Origin of the sequence: Aquabacterium sp. (genome assembly GCF_041909175.1) — a bacterium.
Lineage (GTDB): Bacteria > Pseudomonadota > Gammaproteobacteria > Burkholderiales > Burkholderiaceae_C > Aquabacterium.
Genome location: NZ_JAYRDZ010000013.1, coordinates 31,517 through 53,607 on the forward strand (window position 1 = coordinate 31,517; position 22,091 = coordinate 53,607).

Sequence of the window (22,091 nt, forward strand, 5' to 3'; positions counted from 1 at the left end):
CTGACGAACCATGCTCAGCGAACAAACCAAAGCGCGCTTCGATCGCGAACTCGCCAAGTACCCGGCTGATCAGCGTCAGTCGGCCGTCATGGCTTGTCTGGCCATCATCCAGCAGGAACTTGGCTGGGTGTCGCCTGAAAGCGAACAGGAACTGGCCGACTACATCGGCATGCCTGCCATTGCAGTGCATGAAGTGGTCACCTTCTACAACATGTACAACCAGAAGCCGGTCGGCAAGTACAAGCTGAACGTCTGCACGAACCTGCCTTGTCAGTTGCGTGATGGCCAGAAGGCCTTGCAGCACCTGTGCGAGAAGCTGGGTGTGGAAGACGGTGGTACCACTGCCGATGGCCTGTTCACCGTGCAGCACTGCGAGTGCCTGGGCGCCTGCGCCGATGCACCCGTGGCTCTGGTCAACGATCGTCAGATGGTCAGCTTCATGAGCAACGACAAGCTCGACGAGCTGGTCGACGTGCTCAAGGCCCAGGCCAAGTGAGGTAAACAGATGCTGGATCTCTCCAAATTCCAGGCGACCGGTCTCGAAACCGTGTTTCACGGTCGTCACATCAGCCCTCAGATTTATGCCGGTCTGGACGGCCAGAACTGGAGCCTGAAGGACTACGAAGCCCGTGGTGGCTATGCAGCCCTGCGCAAGGTGCTGGGCAAGGATGGCGGCGAAGGCATGACCCCTGATCAGGTCATCGCCGAAGTCAAGGCATCGGCCCTGCGTGGTCGTGGCGGCGCTGGCTTCCCCACCGGCCTGAAGTGGAGCTTCATGCCCCGCGCGTTCCCGGGCCAGAAATACCTCGTCTGCAATTCGGACGAAGGCGAGCCGGGCACCTGCAAGGACCGCGAAATCCTGCGCTACAACCCGCATATCGTGATCGAAGGCATGGCCATTGCAGCCTATGCCATGGGTATCTCGGCTGGCTACAACTACATCCACGGTGAAATCTTCGAGGCGTATGACCGCTTCGAGGCTGCCCTGGAAGAGGCTCGTGCCGCAGGCCTGCTCGGCGACAACATCCTGGGTAGCGGCTTCAGCTTTCAGCTGCATGCGCACCACGGCTTCGGCGCCTACATCTGCGGTGAAGAAACAGCGCTGCTGGAATCGATCGAAGGCAAGAAGGGGCAACCGCGCTTCAAGCCGCCGTTCCCCGCCAGCTTCGGTCTGTATGGCAAGCCGACCACCATCAACAACACCGAAACCTTTGCGGCCGTCCCGTGGATCATCCGCAACGGTGGTGAAGCCTTCCTGAACGTGGGCAAGCCCAACAACGGTGGCACCAAGCTGTTCTCGATCTCCGGTGATGTCGAGCGCCCTGGCAACTACGAGATCCCCATGGGCACACCTTTCAGCACCTTGCTGGAACTGGCTGGTGGCGTGCGCGGCGGCAAGAAGCTCAAGGCTGTCATCCCCGGCGGCTCGTCTTCGCCGGTGATCCCCGCTCACATCATGATGGACTGCACGATGGACTATGACTCCATCGCCAAGGCCGGCTCGATGCTGGGTTCGGGCGCGGTCATCGTGATGGACGAGACGCGCTGCATGGTCAAGAGCCTGCAACGTCTGTCGTACTTCTACATGCACGAATCCTGCGGTCAGTGCACACCTTGCCGCGAAGGCACGGGCTGGCTGTGGCGCATGGTCGATCGCATCGAAAACGGTCAAGGCCGTCCAGAAGACATCGACATGCTGAACTCCGTGGCTGACAACATCCAGGGGCGCACCATCTGTGCCCTGGGTGACGCAGCTGCCATGCCGGTACGCGGCTTCATCAAGCACTACCGCGATGAGTTCGTGTACCACATCGAACACAAGACCTGCATGGTCCCGGCCTACATCTGAGCAGGGCAAGACACATGGTTGAAATCGAAATCGACGGACAGAAAGTCCAGGTGCAGGAAGGCAGCATGGTCATGCATGCGGCCGAACAAGCCGGCACCTACATCCCGCACTTCTGCTACCACAAGAAACTGTCCATTGCGGCCAACTGCCGCATGTGCCTGGTGGACATCGAGAAGGCGCCCAAGCCCATGCCTGCCTGTGCGACCCCGGTCACACAGGGCATGATCGTTCGCACCAAGAGCGACAAGGCGATCAAGGCTCAGCAAGGCGTCATGGAATTCCTGCTGATCAACCACCCGCTGGATTGCCCGATCTGCGACCAGGGCGGTGAATGTCAGCTGCAGGATCTGGCCGTGGGTTACGGCGGTGGGGCTTCGCGCTACAAGGAAGAAAAGCGCGTCGTGATGCCGAAGAATGTCGGCCCGCTGATCTCCATGGAGGAGATGAGCCGCTGTATCCAGTGCACCCGCTGCGTGCGCTTCGGACAGGAAATCGCCGGCGTGATGGAACTGGGCATGGTCCACCGTGGCGAGCACTCCGAGATCATGACCTTTGTGGGTCACTCGGTGGACTCCGAGCTGTCGGGCAACATGATCGACATCTGCCCGGTGGGTGCGCTGACCAGCAAGCCTTTCCGCTACAACGCCCGTACCTGGGAGCTGTCACGCCGTAAGAGCGTCAGCCCGCACGATTCCACCGGTGCCAACCTGATTGTTCAGGTCAAGAATGGCCAGGTGCTGCGCGTGGTGCCGCTCGAGAACGAAGCCGTCAACGAATGCTGGCTGGCTGACCGTGACCGCTTCAGCTACGAAGCGCTCAACAGTGACCAGCGTCTGACCAAGCCCATGCTCAAGCAAGGCGGCGAATGGCGTGAAGTCGACTGGACGACGGCACTCGAATACGTGGCCAACGGCCTCAAGGGTGTGAAGAACGACCACGGCGCAGCCTCGATCGGCGCGCTGGGTACCGAACACTCGACGGTCGAAGAGCTGTATCTGCTGGCCGAGCTGATGCGCGGCCTGGGTTCCGACAACGTCGATACCCGCTTGCGTCAGGTTGATTTCGCAGCAGGCGAGGGCGCTCGCTGGCTGGGTATGCCGGTGGCATCCCTGTCGAGCCTGGACCGCGTGCTGGTCGTGGGTTCTTTCCTGCGCAAGGACCACCCACTGTTTGCCTCGCGTCTGCGTCAGGCGCAAAAGCATGGTGCCAAGATCTCGGCCATTGGCGGTGTTGCTGATGATTGGCTGATGCCCCTGGCCCAACGCGTGACCGTGGCGCCAAGCGCCTGGGCTCAGACACTGGCAGACGTGGCGGTCGCTGTGGCTGCGCAGACTGGTGCAGTTGCACCTTGCAATGGCCAGGCATCCGATGCGGCGCAAGCCATCGCCGCTTCGCTGTTGTCCGGTGAACGCAAGGCCATTTTGCTGGGTAACGCCGCTGTGGCGCATCCGCAAGCCTCGACGCTGCAAGCGCTGGCTCAATGGATTGCCGAGCAGACCGGTGCGACCGTGGGCTTCCTGACCGAGTCGGCCAACACCGTGGGCGCCCAACTGGTTGGCGCCCAGCCCAAGCAAGGCGGCCTGAACGCTGCCCAGATGCTGAATGGCAAGTCGCTGAAGGCTGTGGTGCTGCTCAATGTCGAGCCTGAGCTCGACGCAGCCAACCCGGCAGCGGCCCGCGCGGCTGTCGACGGTGCGGAGATGGTGGTGGCCCTGTCGGCCTTCAAGACCATGGCGCTTGAGTACGCCGATGTGATCCTGCCGATCGCGCCGTTTGCTGAAACCTCTGGCACCTTCGTGAATGCCGAAGGCCGTGTGCAAAGCTTCCATGGCGTGACCAAGCCGCAAGGCGACGCACGTCCGGCCTGGAAGGTGCTGCGCGTGCTGGGCAGCATGCTGGGTGTTGCCGGCTTCGACTTTGAAACGTCTGAAGAGGTGAAGGCCCGCGCTCTGGGTGACCTGGCCGCACTGCCTGCCAAGCTGTCCAATCGCACGAACGCTGCGATCGTGGTGACCGGTTCCACCGGTGGTCTGGAGCGCCTGGCTGATGTGCCCATCTACAGCGCCGACGCCCTGGTGCGTCGCTCGCCGGCTCTGCAGGCCACGGCTGACGCCAAGGCCCCTGTGGCCAGCCTCTCGCAGGCGCTGTGGTCCGAACTGGGCCTGACCGAAGGTGCCCAGGTGAAGGTCTCGCAAGACGACGCTGCGGTGGTGCTGCCTGCTGCACTGGATGCCAGCCTGCCAGCCAACGTGGTGCGTGTGCCGACCGGCCACGTCCTGACGTCCAAGCTGGGCGCACAGTTCGGCGCGATCCGCGTCGAAAAAGCCTGAGCGGGGAAGGGAACACAAGATGATTGAAACCCTGTACAACGCCGGTGCCCAGTCTCTGGGCGGCGCATGGCCCGTGGTCTGGGCGCTGATCAAGATCGTGGCGCTGCTGCTGCCCCTGTTGGGGTGCGTGGCTTACCTGACCTTGTGGGAGCGCAAGGCCATTGGCTGGTCCCAGATTCGTCCGGGCCCGAACCGTGTGGGCCCTGGTGGTCTGCTGCAACCGATCGCCGATGCCGTCAAGCTGATTTTCAAGGAAATCATCGTGCCGACGGCGGCCAACAAGGGCCTGTTCTTCCTGGGCCCGATCATGACGATCATGCCGGCTCTGGCCGCCTGGGCTGTGGTGCCCTTCGGCCCCGAAGTCGCGCTGTCCAACGTCAATGCCGGGCTGCTCTTCCTGATGGCGATCACCTCGCTGGAAGTCTATGGCGTGATCATCGCCGGTTGGTCGTCGAACTCGAAGTACGCGTTCCTCGGTGCCATCCGTGCATCGGCTCAGATGGTGTCCTACGAAATCGCGATGGGCTTCTGCTTCGTGATCGTGCTGATGACGGCTGGTTCGCTCAACATGACCGACATCGTGATGAGTCAGAACAAGGGCATGTTTGCTGGTGCGGGCTGGAACTTCCTGTCCTGGAACTGGCTGCCGCTGCTGCCTATCACCGTGGTCTACTTCATCTCCGGTCTGGCTGAAACCAACCGCCACCCGTTTGACGTGGTGGAAGGTGAGTCGGAAATCGTGGCTGGTCACATGATCGAGTACTCGGGCATGGCCTTCGCGATGTTCTTCCTGGCCGAATACGCCAACATGATCCTGGTGTCCACCCTGTGCGCCATCATGTTCTTCGGTGGCTGGCTGCCTCCGGTCGAAGCCCTGAGCTTCATTCCGGGCTGGATCTGGCTGGGTCTGAAGGCTTTCATCATCGTGACGATGTTCCTGTGGGTGCGGGCGTCCTTCCCCCGCTTCCGTTATGACCAGATCATGCGTCTGGGCTGGAAGATCTTCATCCCCCTGACACTGGTCTGGCTGATCGTGGTGGGTGTCTGGATGATGTCTCCCTGGAACATCTGGAAATAAGGGGCTGCCGACATGACAACGTCCATCAAGAACTTTGTCTCCAGCTTCTTCCTGCTGGAGCTTTTCAAGGGGTTGGCCCTGACCGGCCGCCACTTCCTGAAGCCGCACATCACTGTGCAGTTCCCGGAAGAGAAGACCCCGCTGTCGCCGCGTTTCCGTGGTTTGCACGCCCTGCGCCGTTATGAAAACGGGGAAGAGCGCTGCATTGCCTGCAAGCTGTGCGAGGCGGTCTGCCCCGCCATGGCCATCACCATCGAAGCCGGTGAGCGTGAAGACGGTTCGCGCCGTACCACCCGTTACGACATCGACCTGACCAAGTGCATCTTCTGCGGTTTCTGCGAAGAGAGCTGCCCGGTCGATTCGATCGTCGAAACGCACATCTTCGAATACCACGGCGAAAAGCGTGGCGATCTGTACTTCACCAAGGACATGCTCCTGGCCGTGGGCGATCGCTACGAAAAGGAAATCGCAGCCAACAAGGAGGCGGACGCCAAGTACCGTTGAACATGGATACCACAACCGCGCTCTTCTACTTCTTCTCATTCGTCCTGCTGTTTGCCGGCTTCCGCGTGATCACCGCGAAAAGCCCGGTGGCGGCAGCGCTGAACCTGGTGCTGGCGTTTTTCAATGCCTCCTGCATCTGGATGCTGCTGCAGGCTGAATTCCTCGCCATCTCGCTCGTGCTGGTGTACGTCGGTGCTGTGATGGTGTTGTTCCTCTTCGTCGTGATGATGCTCGACATCAATGTCGACTCGCTGCGCCAGGGCTTCTGGAAGCACTTTCCGCTGGCCGCCGGTATCGGTGTGCTGATTGCGCTGGAAATGGCTTTCGTGCTGGTCCGCGGCTTCGATCTGCCTACAGCCAAGGCCTTTCCGCCAGAAGTGGCCAAGGTCGCCAACGCCAAGGCACTGGGTATCGAGCTCTACACGCACTACCTGTTCCCGGTTCAGATCGCTGCAGCCATCTTGCTGGTGGGCATGATTGCCGCCATCGCGCTGACGCTGCGCAAGCGCAAGGATTCGCAGTACCAGAATCCGTCTGAACAGGTTCGTGTCACCAAGGCCGAGCGCCTGCGTATCGTGAAGGTGGCACCCCAGGTTGAAACTCCCGTTGCCGAAGAGGCAGCGTCTACACAGGCTGGAGGCCAGGCATGACCTCGATCACCCTTGGACACTACCTGTCGCTGGGCGCGATTCTTTTCGCGATGTCGGTGATCGGTATCTTCCTGAACCGCAAGAACCTGATCGTGCTGCTGATGGCCATCGAGCTGATGCTGCTGGCGGTCAACCTGAACTTCGTCGCGTTTTCCCATTACCTGGGCGACATGGACGGTCAGGTGTTCGTTTTCTTCATCCTGACCGTTGCGGCTGCCGAATCGGCCATCGGTCTGGCCATCCTGGTGGTGCTGTTCCGCAATCGCTCCTCGATCAACGTGGACGAGCTGGACACCCTCAAGGGCTGACCGAGCGACGCTAGGAGAACCACAAGAATGTCAGAGCTCTCTCTCAACTCGCTGCTGGCGGTGCCCCTGGCCCCGCTGGTCGGCTCGATTGCCGCCGGCTTGTTCGGCAAGGCTGTTGGTCGTCGCGGTGCCCACCTGATCACGATCCTGGGTGTGCTGGTCGCCTTCATCATCTCCGCCATGACCCTCAAGGCCGTGGCGGTAGACGGTGCCACCTTCAATGGCACGGTCTACGAATGGATGACGCTGGGTACGCTGAAGATGGAAGTCGGTTTCATGATCGACGGCCTGACGGCGATGATGATGTGCGTCGTGACCTTCGTGTCACTGATGGTGCACATCTACACGATCGGCTACATGGAAGAAGATCCGGGCTACCAGCGCTTCTTCTCGTACATCTCGCTGTTCACCTTCTCGATGCTCATGCTGGTCATGAGCAACAACCTGCTGCAGCTGTTCTTCGGCTGGGAAGCAGTCGGTCTGGTGTCTTACCTGCTGATCGGTTTCTGGTTCAAGAAGCCCACGGCCATCTTCGCCAACATGAAGGCCTTCCTGGTCAACCGTGTGGGTGACTTCGGCTTCATTCTCGGCATCGGCCTGATCGTCGCCTTCACCGGCACGCTGAACTACACCGAGATCTTCGCCAAGGCCAACGAACTGGCTGCCGCCACGCTGCCCAAGACGGACTGGTCGCTGATCACCGTGATCTGTATCTGCCTGTTCATCGGTGCGATGGGCAAGTCGGCTCAGTTCCCGCTGCACGTCTGGCTGCCTGATTCGATGGAAGGCCCGACCCCGATCTCCGCGCTGATCCACGCCGCCACCATGGTGACGGCTGGTATCTTCATGGTGACCCGCATGTCGGCGCTGTTCGAGCTGTCCGATGTCGCGCTGAACTTCGTGCTGGTCATCGGTTCGATCACGGCGCTGTTCATGGGCTTCCTGGGCATCATCCAGAACGACATCAAGCGCGTGGTGGCTTACTCCACGCTGTCTCAGCTGGGTTACATGACGGTGGCGCTGGGTGTGTCGGCCTACAACGTGGCCGTGTTCCACCTGATGACCCACGCTTTCTTCAAGGCGCTGTTGTTCCTCGGCGCGGGTTCGGTCATCATCGGCATGCACCACGATCAGGACATCCGCAACATGGGTGGTCTGTGGAAGTACATGAAGATCACCTGGATCACGTCGCTGCTGGGTAACCTGGCGCTGATCGGCACGCCGTTCTTCGCTGGCTTCTACTCGAAGGATTCGATCATCGAAGCCGTGCACGCCAGCCACCTGCCTGCTGCCGGTTTCGCCTACTTCGCCGTCATCGTCGGCGTGTTCGTGACGGCCTTCTACAGCTTCCGGATGTATTTCCTGGTCTTCCACGGCAAGGAACACTTCCATCACAAGCCGTTCCCTGGCGAGCATGATCACCATGACGACGATCATGGCCACGCCCACACGCCGCATGAGTCGCCATGGGTGGTGACGGTGCCGCTGCTGTTGCTGGCCATCCCGTCGGTCGTGATCGGTTTCTTGACCATCGAGCCGATGCTGTTCGGTGACTTCCTCAAGAGTGCCGTCCACCTGAATCTGGAACGTCACCCCGCCATGGAAGAGCTGGCGCATGAGTTCCATGGCGCAACCGCCATGGCACTGCACGCCTTCACCAGCCTGCCGTTCATCCTGGCTCTGTCGGGTGTGGTGTGCGCCTATGTGTTCTACATGGTGGCGCCGCAGATTCCGGCCTTCTTTGCCAAGGTGCTGCGCCCGGTGATCGTGGTCATGGAGAACAAGTACTTCATGGACTGGATCAACGAGAACATCATCGCCGCCGGTGCACGCCTGCTGGGCCGTGGCCTGTGGAAGGTTGGTGACGTCGGCCTGATCGACGGGCTGATCGTCAACGGCTCGGCCAAGCTGGTCGGCCTGACAGGCTCCCTGGTGCGTCTGTTCCAGACGGGTTACCTCTATCACTACGCGCTGGTCATGATCCTGGGGGTGTTCGCCCTCATGACGTGGTTCGTGTTCATGCATCCCTGAGCGCGAGGACCAGTCCATGCAAACCATGTCCAACATCCTGTCTCTTGCCATCTGGATCCCGGTGGCCTTCGGTCTCCTGCTGCTGGCCATCGGCCGTCAGGAAAATGCCGCTGCCACACGCTGGATTGCCCTGATCGGTTCGATCGTGGGCTTTCTGGTGACGATCCCGCTGATGCTCGACTTCAACACGAGCACCGCAGCGATGCAGTTCGTCGAAAACGCCTCGTGGGTGGAACGATTCAACATGTTCTACCACCTGGGTGTCGACGGCATCTCCATGTGGTTCGTCCCGCTGACTGCCTTCATCACCATCATCGTGGTGCTGGCCGGGTGGGAGGTGATTGAAGACCGTCCGCACCAGTACTACGGTGCCTTCCTGATCCTGTCGGGTCTGATGATCGGTGTGTTCTCCGCTCTGGATGGCATGCTGTTCTACGTGTTCTTCGAAGCCACGCTGATCCCGATGTACATCATCATCGGTATCTGGGGCGGTCCACGCCGTGTGTACGCAGCGTTCAAGTTCTTCCTGTACACGCTGCTGGGCTCGCTGCTGATGCTGATCGCGCTGGTCTACCTGTACTACAAGTCGGGTGGCAGCTTCGACATCCTGACCTGGCAAAAGTTGCCGCTGCCGGCTACGCCGCAAGCGCTGCTGTTTGGTGCCTTCTTTGCCGCCTTCGCCGTGAAGGTCCCGATGTGGCCGGTGCACACCTGGTTGCCTGATGCCCACGTGGAAGCGCCTACCGGTGGTTCCGTGGTGCTGGCAGCCATCATGCTGAAGCTGGGTTGCTATGGCTTCCTGCGCTTCATGCTGCCGATCGTGCCGGACGCCAGCCGCGAATTCGCGCCAGTCGTCATCACGCTGTCCCTGATTGCCGTGATCTACATTGGTCTGGTGGCGATGGTCCAGCAGGACATGAAGAAGCTGGTGGCTTATTCGTCCATCGCCCACATGGGCTTCGTGACCCTGGGTTTCTTCATCTTCAACGAGCTCGGCGTGGCCGGTGGCTTGGTCCAGATGATCTCCCACGGCTTCGTGTCGGGTGCCATGTTCCTGTCGATCGGCGTCCTGTACGACCGTGTTCACTCGCGTGAGATTTCGTCTTACGGTGGCGTGGTCAACGTGATGCCGAAGTTCGCTGCCTTTGCACTGCTGTTCTCGATGGCCAACTGCGGCCTGCCGGGTACCGCTGGTTTCATCGGCGAATGGATGGTGATCCTGGGTGCGGTGCAGTACGACTTCCTGATCGGCCTGCTGTCTGCCACCGCGCTGATTCTGGGCGCTGCCTACACCTTGTGGATGTACAAGCGCGTCTACTTCGGTGATGTGACGAACGATCACGTGCGTGAACTGACCGACATCAACGCCCGCGAATTCCTGATGCTGGCCGTGCTGGCCGTGGCCGTGCTGTGGATGGGTATCCAGCCCAAGCCCTTCACCGATGCCATGCACGTGTCGGTGGTCGAGCTGCTCAAGCACGTGGCTCAAAGCAAGCTGAACTGAGGTCGACACAAGATGACTGATATGAACTGGCTCGTGGTCGCCCCCGAGATTCTCCTGCTGGGCATGGCCTGCTTGGTCGCGCTGGTGGACCTGTTCGTGACCTGTCCCAAGCGCATGCCGACGTACCTGCTGACGCTGGCCTCGCTGGCGGCAGTGGCTGGCCTGCACATCGGGGCACTGGACTCCAGCGTGTCGGCCTTTGCCATGCAGCGCATGGTGGTGGTGGACCCGATGGGGCACTTGCTCGCCTTGTGCGCCACGCTGGCCGTGATGGCCGCACTGGTCTACGCACACACCTATGCCGCATCGCGCGACATGCTCAAGGGGGAGCTGTTCTCCCTGTCGATGATGACCCTGCTGGGCATCTCGATCATGATCATCGGCAACAACTTCCTGACCATCTACTTGGGTCTGGAACTGATGTCGCTGTCGCTGTACGCCCTGGTGGCACTGCGTCGTGACCACTTTGGTTCGACCGAAGCGGCCATGAAGTATTTCGTGCTGGGTGCGCTTGCTTCTGGTTTCCTGCTGTATGGCCTGTCCATGATGTATGGCGCCACGGGTTCGCTGGACCTGGGCGAGGTCTATCGTGCCACGCTGACCGGTCAGATCAACAAGCAAGTGCTGGCCTTTGGCCTGGTGTTCATCGTCTCCGGTCTGGCCTTCAAGCTGGGTGTGGTGCCGTTCCACATGTGGGTGCCTGATGTGTACCAGGGGGCGCCGACTGCCGTGACCGCGATGGTTGCGGGTGCGCCCAAGCTGGCTGCCTTTGCCATCACGGTGCGTCTGCTGGTTGAAGGTCTGATCAACATGGCAACCGACTGGCAGCAAATGCTGCTGATCCTGTCCGTGCTGTCGCTGGCGATCGGTAACTTGGCCGCCATTGCCCAGACCAACCTGAAGCGCATGCTGGCTTACTCGGGTATCGCTCAACTGGGTTTCATGCTGCTGGGCTTCGTGCCGAGCGTGGTGGCAGGCAACACCGTGTCGGCCGGTAACGGTTACGGTTCGGCGCTGTTCTATGTCCTGACGTATGTGCTGACTGCACTGGGTACCTTCGGCATGGTGATGTTCCTGGCTCGCCCGGGTTTCGAGTCGGAACAGATCTCTGACCTGTCCGGCCTGAACAAGCGCAGCCCGATGCTGGCTGCTGCCATGGCCATCTTCATGTTCTCGCTGGCCGGCATCCCGCCGACGGTGGGTTTCTACGCCAAGCTGGCGGTGCTTCAAGCGCTGATCACGACCAACTCGGCCATGCTGATGTATGTGTCGATCTTCGCCGTGATGATGTCGCTGATCGGTGCTTTCTACTACCTGCGTGTGGTGAAGGTCATGTACTTCGACGAGCCGGTCGATACCACCCCGATCGCAGCTGGCGGCGAGGCCCGTGCGCTGTTGTCGGTCAATGCACTGGCCGTGCTGGGCCTGGGCATCCTGCCCGGTGGCCTGATGGCACTGTGCGCCCGCGCCATTACCCAGTCGCTGGCAGGCTGATCAGCATGATGCTTCGACAGATCGAAGAACAAAGGGAAACCGCATGAGCACGGGCCTGGTGCCCGGCTGGGCGGTGACCCTGATCCTGTTGGCCGCGTTGATCGCGGCCAATTTGCCTTTTGCGAACGAGCGGCTGTTTGTGGTCGGCCCTCGACGGGATCCCAAGGCGGTGGCTTTTCGCCTGCTCGAACTGGCGGTGTATGCCGCCTTGGTCGGTGGGTTGGGGCGCGTCATCGAAATGCAACTTGGTCAGGCGACGCCGATCCGCTGGGAGTTTGTCGCGGTCTGGTGCTGCGTGTTCCTGACCTTGGCCTTCCCGGGCTTTGTCTGGCGCTATTTGCGCCGTCGGCGCGCCTGAGCCGGCCTCACCGGGCACAGCAAGCCATGAACGACTCCAAGGACGACGACACGCACCTGCGTGAAACGTGCGTGCATTCCGAGACGGTCTACCAAGGTCGCTTTCTGGAGATGCGACGCGACGAGATCAAGCTGCCCGATGGCGGCCAGGCTTTTCGTGAGTACGTGATCCATCCGGGTGCAGTGATGGTCATCGCCATCCTGCCGGATGGGCGCCTTGTGATGGAGCGTCAGTACCGTTATCCCGTTCGTCTGACGATGATCGAGTTTCCGGCAGGCAAGCTCGATGCGGGCGAGGGCGGGCTGGCGTGTGCACAGCGTGAGCTGCTGGAAGAAACCGGATACCGTGCGGCTCGCTGGGCCCGCGCAGGGGTGATGCATCCGGTCATCGGTTATGCCACGGAAGTCATCGAGATCTGGTTTGCCGATGGGCTCACCCTGGGTGACCGGCACCTCGACGAAGGCGAGTTTCTGGATGTGTTTGCTGCGAGCCAGGATGAGCTGGAGCAGTGGATGCTGTCTGGCAAGCTGACCGATGCCAAGACCATCGTCGGCATGATGTGGCTGCGCCAGTGGCGTGCAGGTCAGTGCCAGCTCGACTGGGTCGCAGCCTGATCAGGACACCAGGACATGTTGGTCGTTGATCTGCACTGCGAGCACGGACACCATTTCGAGGGCTGGTTTGCCTCGGCTGATGACATGCATAGCCAGCGTGAGCGTGGGCTCTTGAGTTGTCCGGTTTGTGGTTCGTCTGACGTGACGCGGCGTCCGTCTGCGCCGCATCTGAATGTCTCAGGCATCCGTGATGAGGGGCGCTCGACATCGCATGCGCGCCAGGAGTCGGATCGGCCTGCGGGGGGCTCGGCCAGACCCGCCACGCCTGAGTTGCCCACCGACCCTCAGGCTGCTTTCCAGGCCTTGATGCTCAAGGCTGTGCGAGAGGTGCTCGACAAGACCGAGGACGTGGGCACCGAGTTCGCTGACGAAGCGCGGCGTATCCACCATGGTGATGCACCGCAGCGTCCCATTCGTGGGCAGTCTGATGCCGAAGAGGTGGAAGCCCTCAAGGAAGAGGGCATTGATGTTTTCACCTTGCCTGTGCCCGACAACCTCAAGGGGCCGCTGCAGTAGCAGCTCTGTCAGACAACCCGACCAGGGTTGAGGATGTTGTCCGGATCCAGTGTCTGCTTGAGTGCACGCATCAGGGTGTTGGCCACTGGCGATTGACGGCGAGCCAGTTCCGCCTTGCGCAGGCGACCAATGCCGTGTTCGGCAGAGATGGTGCCCTGGCGGGCGACGACGTCACCAAAGACCAGTTCGTTGACGTCGGCCTCGAACGCCAGCAGGGCATCGCCCTGCCGTTGACCGTCAGGTGCTTGCACGTTGTAGTGCAGATTGCCATCGCCCAGATGCCCGAAGCAGACGATCTGGGCCTGTGGCCATCGGGCATGAATGCGCTCAGCCATGTCGCGCACGAACTCAGGAATGGCTGACGTGGGCAGGCCGATGTCATGTTTGACCATCAGCCCTTCTGCCTTTTCAGCCAGGGGGATGCCCTCGCGCACCTGCCACATGGCGGTGTGCTGAGCGGATTGGCGTGCCACCATGGCATTGCTGATCAGATCGAGTTCGAGGGCGCGCTGCAGCAAGTGATCCAGCCTGGTTTCTGCGTGACTGGCCGATTCGGCGCTGGCATTTTCAATGAGCACCAGCCAGGCAGGTAGCGCACCGCCCTCGTTGCGCAGGGGAGCGAGGATGCGGGCCACCTCAGGCAGGTGCTTGTCGAGCAAGCTCAGGGGCAACTGGGCCATGACCTCGAAGGCTGTGAGCCCCGCGTCGAGTTCATTGCGCGCCAGTTTCAGCAAGTCGACTGCAGCTTCCAGCGAGTCGCATGCGGCCAGTGCCGCTGTTTCCCCTCGCGGCTGGGGGTAGAGGCGCAATGTGGCGGCGGTGATCACGCCAAGCGTGCCTTCGCTGCCAATGAAGAGGTCCCGCAGGTCGTAGCCGGTGTTGTCCTTGCGCAGCCCTTTGAGGTTGCTCCAGACGTCGCCGCTGGCCGTGACCGCCTCCAGACCCAGGCACAGGTCGCGGGCCGTGCCGTAGCGCAGCACCTGGGTGCCACCCGCATTGGTGGCGAGGTTGCCACCGATGGTGCAAGTCCCTTCAGATGCCAGACTGAGCGGAAACAGCAGGCCGGCGGCGCGGGCCGCTTCCTGCACGTCGGCCAGCAGGCAGCCCGCCTGAACCGTGATGGTGAGGTTCGCGGGGTCGACCGCCAGCACCTGACGCAATCGTTGCAGGCTCAGCAGCACCTGCTGACCTGACTTGTCCGGGATGGAGCCCCCAACCAGCCCTGTGTTGCCACCCTGCGGTACCACCGACACGCGGTGCTGGCGGCATACCCGTATGACTTCGGCGACCTGATCGGTTGTGGCAGGTCGGACCATGCACAGGGCTTGACCGGTGTAGCGACCTCGCCAGTCCTGGAGGTGACGCTCGGCCTGCTCAGGGGACGAGATGTCGACAAGCCCGCTGGCGTCCAGCACCAGGCGCAGGGCATCGACCACGGGGTGGTTCATGTCAGGCCTCCTGCTGCGGGGCTTTCTTGCCTGGCTTGGGGGGCAGCACCTTCAGGCGCAGGCGCACGTACACGGCACAGGCCACAAACAACACCACGCTCAGAGCCAGCTCGGCCAAGGCCAGGGCCTGCGAGACGCCATGATCGGTGGTGCCCCGCACGACACCTTCGGTGAAGTAAAGCCAGACCAGCAAAGACAGCCAGCGATAGGTATAGAGCCGGTGACTGGCAACGCCACTGAGCGCCAGAGTCAGGGGCAGGACCTTGAGCGCCAGTGCGCCAGTGCCGCCCTGCAAGGGGGCAAGCTTGAGCTCCCAGGCCAGGCCCAGACCAATCAACAGGATCAGCGTGCTCAGGGTGAGGCTGCGCAGCAGCTGGATACGCTGCATGCGCTCAGGAGGGTGGATGCCCAAAGGTTGGGCATCCTGATTCGTGTTCAGGTCAGACATGCTGGCATCATAGCCAGATGATTTCGAAACTCGTGAAACTGGTGGCAGATCTGCGGCAGCGCTGGGCGCTGTTGGCGCAGACCTTGCACCAATGGCCATGGGGTCAGACCTTTCTGACCTTGCGCCAGCGCTTCCGTGAAGACAGGTTGGGGCTGACGGCAGGTAGCCTGACCTTCACCACCACCATTGCCTTGGTGCCCCTGTTCACCGTGATGCTGGCCTTGTTCAGCGCCTTTCCGGTGTTTGCCCGCTTTCGCGCGGTGCTGGAAAAGCAGTTCCTGCAGGAGTTCGTGCCGGATGCCATTGCCAAGCCTGTGCTGCTGGGGTTGACCAAATTCGCCATGAAGGCCAGCCAGCTTGGGGGGGTAGGGCTGATTGGCCTGGGGGTGACGGCAGTGGCCCTGATGCTGACCATTGACCACACGCTCAATGCCATCTGGCGGGTGCGTCAGCCACGGCCCTTCGCACAGCGCGTGCTGGTCTACTGGGCTGCGTTGACCCTGGGGCCGTTGCTGCTGGGGGCCAGTCTGTCGATGACGTCCTATGTGTTGTCGGCGTCAAAGGGGCTGGTCAATGAGCTGCCGGGTGGGGTGGGTTTCTTGCTGTCTGTGGTCGTCTTCCTGCTGGAAACGGCAGGCTTCGCTGCGCTGTTTCGCTATGTGCCCAATACCTATGTGCGCTGGGAGCATGCCTGGGGGGGCGCTGCTTTTGTGAGCATCGCGCTGGAGTTGGGGCAGCGGGGTCTGGCGTTCTACTTGGGCAAGTACCCGATCTACGCCACGATCTATGGCGCTTTTGCTGCCGTACCCATCTTTCTGGTCTGGATCTATCTCAGCTGGGTGATCGTGCTGCTGGGCGCCGTGATCGTGGCCTACACACCGAGTTTGCTGTCGCAGGTGAAGCGCTGGCCGGATACGCCCGGCTACCGCTTCCAGATCGCCCTGGCGCTCTTGAGAGAGTTGTGCGCCGTGCAGCATGGTGCGCAGCGGGGGCATTCTGCTGAAACGCTGGCGCACTTGCTGAAAACCGATCCGCTGCAGATCGAGCCCATCATCGAGACCCTGGTGGCGTTGGACTGGGTGGCACTGCTTCAGGAAGAAGGCCGCGAGGGCGGTGGCCGCTTTGTGCTGCTGTGTGATCCTGATACCACCTGCCTGGCACCGCTGGTCAAGCAGTTGCTGCTCAAACCCGACGCACTGACCTCGGGCTTCTGGATATCCACACGGATGGATGGTGTGACCGTGGGGCAGGCCTTGCGCTGAGCAGGCGTCGATCAGAAGGGAATGCGGCCAGTCAGGACATCCTTGAACATGACCCAGTCGCCCATGAAGCTGTAGAGGGGGCGGATGAATGTGGCGGGTCTGTTCTTCTCGAAGACGAAATGGCCGACCCATGCAAAGCCGTAGCCCGTCAGCAAGGCCAGCAGCAGGCCGCTGGCCGCGCCACTGGCGATGCTGGCCGTGACGATGCACAGGACCATGAACGAGCCCACCACATGAAGCCGACGGCAGGTGCGGTTGCTGTGCTCGCCCAGATAGTAGGGATAGAACTCGGCAAAGCTCTTGAACTGACGCGGATCAACTGCAGAGGTTGGCATGTCTTGTTACCGATGGTAGGCTGTGAGGGCTAACCCTATTTAACAGTGACCTCTGTTGGGTAGCAATCATGGCTTGCCCTTTGAAAAGCTTTGTTTTTGCAGGGGGCTGGGCCTTGTAGGCATTGGCGATTCGGTCATGTTGGGGCAATATTTGTCCCCCGGCCCGTCGTTTTTGCCAACCCTGAACCAGAGGAGACGAGACCATGAAAGTCAGTGACATCCTGCGCGTCAAAGGCAGCACGCTTTACACCGTTCACCCCGAACAGGCCTTGGCCGAAGCCTTGGCTACGATGACCGAATTCGATATCGGCTCCCTCGTGGTCGTCGAGCACGGCGATGTCGTCGGCATGCTGACCTTCCGCGAGGTGCTGCAGGCTGTTGTTCGCAATGGCGGCGTGGTGGGTGAAACCCGTGTGCGTTCCGTCATGGACGATCACCCGCTGACCTGCACCCCTGATACGGCCGTTGATGAAGTGCGCCGCATGATGCTGAGCCGCCACGCCCGTTACATGCCGGTGATGACCCAGAAGACGTTGATGGGCGTGATCTCGCTGTACGACGTGGCCAAGGCGGTGGTCGATGCGCAGGACTTCGAGAACCGCATGCTCAAGGCCTATATCCGCGACTGGCCGGCTGAAGACAACGAGCCGAACAGGACGCCGACACTGTCCTGATCCTTCAGGATGCCCCCAGAAAGCGCCCGGTTCAGCCGGGCGTTGTCGTCATGGGGGACAATATCGGTTTTCCCGTTTCATTCTTCCCGGTAGGCGCTATGTCTGGCAGCACCTTTGGTCATCTGTTCACGGTCACGAATTTCGGCGAGTCGCATGGTCCGGCCATCGGCTGCGTCATTGACGGCTGCCCTCCGGGCATGGCCCTGTCGGAAGCTGACATCCAGCCCGATCTGGATCGTCGCCGCCCTGGCACGTCGCGTCACGTCACGCAACGCAATGAGCCTGATTCGGTAGAGATCCTGAGCGGAGTCTACGAAGGCAAGACCACGGGGGCGCCGATCGCCCTGTTGATCCGCAACACCGATCAGCGCAGCAAGGACTACGGCAACATCCTGCAGACCTTCCGCCCGGGGCATGCCGATTACACCTACTGGCACAAATACGGCATCCGCGACCCGCGTGGTGGCGGTCGTTCTTCTGCGCGCCTGACCGCGCCGATGGTGGCGGCAGGGGCGGTGGCCAAGAAGTGGCTGCGTGAACAGTTCGGCACCGAGTTCCGGGGCTGCATGACCCAAATCGGCGAGCTGCCCATTGCCTTCGAGGGCTGGGAGCATGTGCACAACAACCCGTTCTTCGCGGCCAATGTCAGCCAGATCGATGCGCTGGAAGCCTATATGGACGCGCTGCGCAAGGAGGGGGACTCCTGCGGTGCCCGCCTGACGGTTGAGGCCTCGGGCATGCCGGTTGGCTTGGGTGAGCCGCTGTTCGACAAGCTCGACGCCGACATCGCCTACGCCATGATGGGCATCAATGCGGTCAAGGGCGTGGAGATTGGCGACGGTTTTGCCTGCGTGTCGCAAAAGGGCAGCGAGCACGGCGACGAGCTGACGCCGGAAGGCTTTGCCTCGAACCACGCGGGTGGCGTGCTGGGCGGCATCTCGTCCGGGCAGGATCTGCGCGTGTCGATCGCCATCAAGCCAACCAGTTCGATCCGCATTCCCCGCCAGTCGATCGACCTGAACGGTCAGCCCGCCACGGTGGAGACCTTTGGTCGCCACGACCCCTGCGTGGGCATCCGCGCCACCCCGATTGCCGAGGCGATGCTGGCTCTGGTGGTGATGGACCATGCGCTGCGCCACCGTGCCCAGTGTGCGGATGTGCAGGTGTCGACACCGAAGATTCCGGCGCAACGCTGATTCGCCTGGTACATAAAAATAGGGCCCCCACGTGGAGGGCCCTTTTTCATGGCCGGATCAGGCCGGCAGGATCAGTTCAGTTCGGACGCAGCCTCGGGGCGCTCGATCAGCTCCACCTTGTAGCCGTCGGGGTCGGTGATGAAGGCGATGATGGTGTTGCCGCCCTTGATCGGGCCGGCTTCACGTGTCACGGCACCACCCAGTTCAGCCGTCTTGGCTCGGACGGCTTCGCACACGGCGGCGGCGCTGTCTACACCAATGGCAATGTGGCCATAGGCCGAGCCCAGCTCGTAGCTGTCGACCCCGTAGTTGTAGGTCAGCTCGATTTCGGCGTGTTCGGGGTTGCTGCCATAGCCCAGAAAGGCCAGGGTGTACTGCTGTTCGGGGCGGTCGGTGGTGCGCAGCAGCTTCATGCCCAGGGCCTGGGTGTAGAAGTCGATCGAACGCTGCAAGTTGCCGACGCGGAGCATGGTGTGCAAGAGACGCATGGGGGTTCCTTGGAAAATGGGGACTCAGGATGAATGGGGGTGGATGGCGGCTTGGGCCAGCAAGTCGGCCAGATCGACCTCCAGCCAGCCGCGCACGCTGTTGAGCAGGGCCGCACCAGTGGCGCGCCACAAATCATTGGTTTCAATGATGCGCTCTTGCAGTCGACCTTGCTGAAGCAAGGTCTCGCGCATCACCCCGGGCAGCAGGCCGCAGGACAGAGGCGGCGTGACCCACTCGCCATGAAGCTGCACGGCGATGTTGCCTATGGTGCATTCGGTCAACTGGCCTGCTTCGTTCCACAGCAAGGTGTCGAAACAACCCGCTGGGGGAGCGAAGGGGGCATAGGCCTCGCGCCGGGTGGTTTTGTGGGTGATGAACTCGTCTGCCGGCGGCATGGGCTTGCGGGCCAGGTGCAGCCGTACCGGGGTGTGGGTGGCGGTCAGTGGGGCTGCTTCGCAGCGAACGCCTCCATCGGCATCGAGCAACAGGCGCACCTTGAAGACGCCTTGCGGGTGGCGTGTGGCCAGTTGCTGCAGCGCAGCGGTGACGCGCGCCACATCACAAGGTCGACCAAAGTGCTGTGCGCTGCGGCTCAGCCGGGCCAGGTGTGCATCCAGCCGCGCCACGGCGCCGTTGTCCAATCGGAGTGATTCCAGCACATCGAATGGGCGTGCGGCACGCCGCAGGAAGGCTTGCTTGTGCCACCACTCATGGGCTTCAGCCGCAGCTTGGGCATCGATGGTGACGCCGCTGCCAATGCCACAAGACGCTGCCCAGCCGGATGGAGCCGCCTGCAGCGTCACGGTGCGGATGGGCACGTTGAAGGTGGCATGTCCACCTGGGCGGATGAGGCCGACCGCACCGCAATACACGCCACGGGGGCCGTCTTCCAGCTGCGTGATGTGGTGCATGGCCCGCCGCTTGGGGGCCCCCGTGATGGAGCCACACGGGAACAGTGCTGTGAACACATCTGACAAAGACGTGCCGGCGCGCGTGTTGGCCGTGATGGTCGAGGTCATTTGCCAGACGGTGGGCAAGGGCTCGACATCGAACAAGGCGGGCACTTGCACGCTGCCGGTTTCGGCAATCACGGACAGATCGTTGCGCAGCAGGTCCACGATCATCAGGTTTTCGGCCTTTTCCTTGTCGCTGGTGCGCAGGTGCTCAGCGGCGGCTGCGTCAGCTTGAGGCGAGGCGTGGCGCGGTGCTGTGCCCTTCATGGGGCGTGTGGTGATGCGCTGAGCCTGCCAGTCAAAAAACAACTCGGGCGAGACACTCAGCACATGGCTGGGTGCCCCGGCTGGCAATCCCTGCATGTCGAAGTAGCAGCCGAAGCCCAGGGGTTGACTGGCATGCAGCGCGTGAAAATAGGCCCGTGGGGTGCTTGCTTGAGGGGGCGTCAGCTCTGCCCGATAGGGCGCGGTCAGGTTGATCTGGTAGACCTCGCCTGCGCGGATCAGCTCGTGGATGCGCTCGATGCGGCCCGCAAAGTCGTCAGCCGACCCAGACGCTTGCCAGTCAGCAGTTGACCAGGTCGCAGCGGCAAGGGGCTCGTCAGGCCAGCTGGAAGCCTTGTCGAACACGGCAAAAACGGCCAAGGGCTGGCCTGGCGTGGCGGGGTGGCAGGGCAGGATGGCTTGCAGGCCGCTGACGGCTTCATAGGCCACCCAGCCGATGCACCAGAGGCCTTGTCGGGCCAGCGCTTCAGCCTGGTCGAGCGTGGGGCGCACCTGCGCCGCGCTGGTGGCGATCAGCCATTGGCGAGGCTGGGAGAAGGCCAGACGCTCACGCTGAGGCGAGCCCGAGCGCAGATCGGCCGGGAAATCGATGAGGGCGACGGGCTCGGTGGCCACCACGGGTTGCGATGTCATGGCAAACGGGTGGCGGCCTGACTCAGCCGCGCGGGCGGCGCAGGCTCCACAGTGCGGCAACGATCACCACCGCATACAGCAGCGCGCTCCAGAACTCGAAGGGCACACCGATCAGGTTCACGGCGGCATCCGCGCAGGACGAACGCACCTCGAAGACTTCGGGGAAATGCAGGTCCAGCTGCAGGCCGGAAATGATGCGGTCAGCCAGCGTCAGGTTGCACGAATTGGTTTTGGCGGCGACAAAGTGCTGATAGAGCGCCGCGGCGATGCCCGCGCCCGCCAGCGGGATGCTCAGCACGGCCGTGGGGACGGTGGCCCAGCGGCGGCCTGCCAGTGCGCCGAGCCCGGCAAGCAAGGCGATCAGCAGGAAGAGGATCCGTTGCAGCACGCACCAGGGGCAAGGCTGCATGCCCAGCTTGTGTTGGGCAAACAGGGCGAAGCCCACCGATGCCAGGCAGGCCAGGGCGACCAGGCCCAGCACCTGCCGGCTGCTCAGACGGCCGAGCATGGACAAGGCAGACATCTCAGCGAACTTCCGCAACCAGTTCAATCTCGACGCAAGCGCCCAGCGGAATCTGTGCCACACCGAAGGCGCTGCGGGCATGCTTGCCGGCTTCGCCAAACACCTCACCCAGCAACTCGGAGCAGCCATTGGTGACCAGATGGTGCTCGGTGAAATCAGGGGTGCTGTTGACCAGGCTCACGACCTTGACGATGCGTACCACGTTGTCCAGGCTGCCGGCTGCGGCCTGCAGGGTGCCCATCAGGTCGATGGCGATGGCGCGGGCGGCTTCCTTGCCTTCTTCGGTGCTCAGGTTCTTGCCCAGTTGGCCCACCCAGACCTTGCCATCTTTCTTGGCGATGTGGCCCGAAATGAACACCAGATTGCCGGTGCGAACGAACGGCACATAGGCAGCAGCAGGAACGGCGACAGGGGGCAGGCTGATGCCCAGAGCTTGCAGGCGGTCTTGAATTGACATGATCGGAATGCGGTGCGATGGAGTGAGGGGTTGGACAGGGCTTGGCGCCGGAGGTTCCCTCTTCCTGGGGCGCCCGTAATGTGGGGCCTGTCAATGGTTTGAGATCCTACACTGCCCGCCACATCAATACAGAAACAGGGATAGGAAACCGG

The 22,091-nt window shown here is 62.0% G+C and carries 23 protein-coding genes; 16 read left to right on the forward strand and 7 right to left on the reverse strand.

Annotated features, from left to right (window positions below):
• Positions 1-10 precede the first annotated feature (10 nt).
• Genes nuoE through ACE3PH_RS15225 form a run of 13 tightly spaced genes read left to right on the forward strand, consistent with a single transcriptional unit; the run spans position 11 to position 13,236 of the window.
• Positions 11-496, forward strand: coding sequence for an NADH-quinone oxidoreductase subunit NuoE (gene nuoE, locus ACE3PH_RS15165; RefSeq protein ID WP_374320576.1), 486 nt, complete (start codon positions 11-13; stop codon positions 494-496).
• Between the two features lie 9 nt (positions 497-505).
• Positions 506-1,849: an NADH-quinone oxidoreductase subunit NuoF gene (gene nuoF / locus ACE3PH_RS15170; RefSeq protein ID WP_374320578.1), complete on the forward strand. Its 1,344-nt coding sequence runs from the start codon at positions 506-508 to the stop codon at positions 1,847-1,849.
• 14 nt (positions 1,850-1,863) lie between these two features.
• Complete coding sequence (nuoG, locus tag ACE3PH_RS15175) at positions 1,864-4,179, forward strand: NADH-quinone oxidoreductase subunit NuoG (protein WP_374320580.1); 2,316 nt, start codon at positions 1,864-1,866, stop codon at positions 4,177-4,179.
• Between the two features lie 19 nt (positions 4,180-4,198).
• The gene (nuoH, locus tag ACE3PH_RS15180; protein WP_374320582.1) at positions 4,199-5,257 is read left to right on the forward strand and encodes an NADH-quinone oxidoreductase subunit NuoH; all 1,059 of its coding nucleotides are present in this window, start codon (positions 4,199-4,201) and stop codon (positions 5,255-5,257) included.
• 12 nt (positions 5,258-5,269) lie between these two features.
• On the forward strand, positions 5,270-5,761 hold the full coding sequence (gene nuoI, locus ACE3PH_RS15185) for an NADH-quinone oxidoreductase subunit NuoI (RefSeq protein ID WP_374320584.1): 492 nt from the start codon (positions 5,270-5,272) through the stop codon (positions 5,759-5,761).
• A 2-nt stretch (positions 5,762-5,763) separates the two neighbouring features.
• The gene (locus ACE3PH_RS15190; RefSeq protein ID WP_374320586.1) at positions 5,764-6,411 is read left to right on the forward strand and encodes an NADH-quinone oxidoreductase subunit J; all 648 of its coding nucleotides are present in this window, start codon (positions 5,764-5,766) and stop codon (positions 6,409-6,411) included.
• Positions 6,408-6,719, forward strand: coding sequence for an NADH-quinone oxidoreductase subunit NuoK (nuoK, locus tag ACE3PH_RS15195; protein WP_374320588.1), 312 nt, complete (start codon positions 6,408-6,410; stop codon positions 6,717-6,719). Before ACE3PH_RS15190 ends, nuoK begins: the two co-directional genes overlap by 4 nt.
• A 27-nt stretch (positions 6,720-6,746) precedes the next feature.
• Positions 6,747-8,750 (forward strand): NADH-quinone oxidoreductase subunit L, encoded by a 2,004-nt coding sequence (gene nuoL / locus ACE3PH_RS15200; protein ID WP_374320590.1) that lies wholly within the window; start codon positions 6,747-6,749, stop codon positions 8,748-8,750.
• 25 nt (positions 8,751-8,775) lie between these two features.
• Positions 8,776-10,254: an NADH-quinone oxidoreductase subunit M gene (locus tag ACE3PH_RS15205; RefSeq protein ID WP_374320645.1), complete on the forward strand. Its 1,479-nt coding sequence runs from the start codon at positions 8,776-8,778 to the stop codon at positions 10,252-10,254.
• Positions 10,255-10,266: 12 nt separating this feature from the next.
• Positions 10,267-11,748, forward strand: coding sequence for an NADH-quinone oxidoreductase subunit NuoN (gene nuoN / locus ACE3PH_RS15210; RefSeq protein ID WP_374320592.1), 1,482 nt, complete (start codon positions 10,267-10,269; stop codon positions 11,746-11,748).
• Between the two features lie 43 nt (positions 11,749-11,791).
• Positions 11,792-12,106: a DUF2818 family protein gene (locus ACE3PH_RS15215; protein ID WP_374320594.1), complete on the forward strand. Its 315-nt coding sequence runs from the start codon at positions 11,792-11,794 to the stop codon at positions 12,104-12,106.
• A gap of 26 nt (positions 12,107-12,132) precedes the next feature.
• Positions 12,133-12,720 (forward strand): NUDIX domain-containing protein, encoded by a 588-nt coding sequence (locus ACE3PH_RS15220; RefSeq protein WP_374320596.1) that lies wholly within the window; start codon positions 12,133-12,135, stop codon positions 12,718-12,720.
• Between the two features lie 15 nt (positions 12,721-12,735).
• Positions 12,736-13,236, forward strand: a complete 501-nt coding sequence (locus ACE3PH_RS15225; protein ID WP_374320597.1) for a DUF1178 family protein — start codon at positions 12,736-12,738, stop codon at positions 13,234-13,236.
• A gap of 8 nt (positions 13,237-13,244) precedes the next feature.
• On the opposite strand, the gene ACE3PH_RS15230 is transcribed toward ACE3PH_RS15225, so the two are convergent.
• A complete protein-coding gene (locus tag ACE3PH_RS15230; RefSeq protein WP_374320599.1) occupies positions 13,245-14,684 on the reverse strand; it encodes an FAD-binding oxidoreductase in 1,440 nt (479 codons plus the stop codon).
• Position 14,685: 1 nt separating this feature from the next.
• Positions 14,686-15,132 (reverse strand): DUF2069 domain-containing protein, encoded by a 447-nt coding sequence (locus tag ACE3PH_RS15235; protein ID WP_374320601.1) that lies wholly within the window; start codon positions 15,130-15,132, stop codon positions 14,686-14,688.
• 17 nt (positions 15,133-15,149) lie between these two features.
• Here ACE3PH_RS15235 and ACE3PH_RS15240 point away from each other — a divergent pair, with 17 nt between their 5' ends.
• Positions 15,150-16,394 (forward strand): YihY family inner membrane protein, encoded by a 1,245-nt coding sequence (locus ACE3PH_RS15240; RefSeq protein ID WP_374320603.1) that lies wholly within the window; start codon positions 15,150-15,152, stop codon positions 16,392-16,394.
• Positions 16,395-16,405: 11 nt separating this feature from the next.
• Here ACE3PH_RS15240 and ACE3PH_RS15245 read toward each other — a convergent pair whose 3' ends face one another.
• Positions 16,406-16,729 carry an Mpo1-like protein gene (locus ACE3PH_RS15245; RefSeq protein ID WP_374320605.1) on the reverse strand — a complete coding sequence of 108 codons (324 nt, stop codon included), beginning with the start codon at positions 16,727-16,729 and terminating at the stop codon, positions 16,406-16,408.
• Positions 16,730-16,932: 203 nt separating this feature from the next.
• Between ACE3PH_RS15245 and ACE3PH_RS15250 the strand changes: the two genes are divergently transcribed.
• Both ACE3PH_RS15250 and aroC read left to right on the forward strand, forming a co-directional pair.
• A complete protein-coding gene (locus ACE3PH_RS15250; RefSeq protein ID WP_374320607.1) occupies positions 16,933-17,403 on the forward strand; it encodes a CBS domain-containing protein in 471 nt (156 codons plus the stop codon).
• 98 nt (positions 17,404-17,501) lie between these two features.
• Positions 17,502-18,599 (forward strand): chorismate synthase, encoded by a 1,098-nt coding sequence (aroC, locus tag ACE3PH_RS15255; RefSeq protein WP_374320609.1) that lies wholly within the window; start codon positions 17,502-17,504, stop codon positions 18,597-18,599.
• A 71-nt stretch (positions 18,600-18,670) separates the two neighbouring features.
• Here the strand turns inward: aroC and gloA are convergent, their stop codons facing one another.
• From gloA to ACE3PH_RS15275, 4 genes are read right to left on the reverse strand one after another with little or no spacing between them, the layout of a single operon-like run.
• Positions 18,671-19,087: a lactoylglutathione lyase gene (gene gloA / locus ACE3PH_RS15260; protein ID WP_374320610.1), complete on the reverse strand. Its 417-nt coding sequence runs from the start codon at positions 19,085-19,087 to the stop codon at positions 18,671-18,673.
• 24 nt (positions 19,088-19,111) lie between these two features.
• Positions 19,112-20,959 (reverse strand): chorismate-binding protein, encoded by a 1,848-nt coding sequence (locus tag ACE3PH_RS15265; protein ID WP_374320612.1) that lies wholly within the window; start codon positions 20,957-20,959, stop codon positions 19,112-19,114.
• Between the two features lie 22 nt (positions 20,960-20,981).
• Positions 20,982-21,482, reverse strand: a complete 501-nt coding sequence (locus tag ACE3PH_RS15270; RefSeq protein WP_374320614.1) for a disulfide bond formation protein B — start codon at positions 21,480-21,482, stop codon at positions 20,982-20,984.
• A gap of 1 nt (position 21,483) precedes the next feature.
• Entirely contained in the window at positions 21,484-21,939 is a 456-nt protein-coding gene (locus tag ACE3PH_RS15275) for a RidA family protein (protein ID WP_374320616.1), read from the reverse strand.
• Between the last annotated feature and the right edge of the window lie 152 nt (positions 21,940-22,091).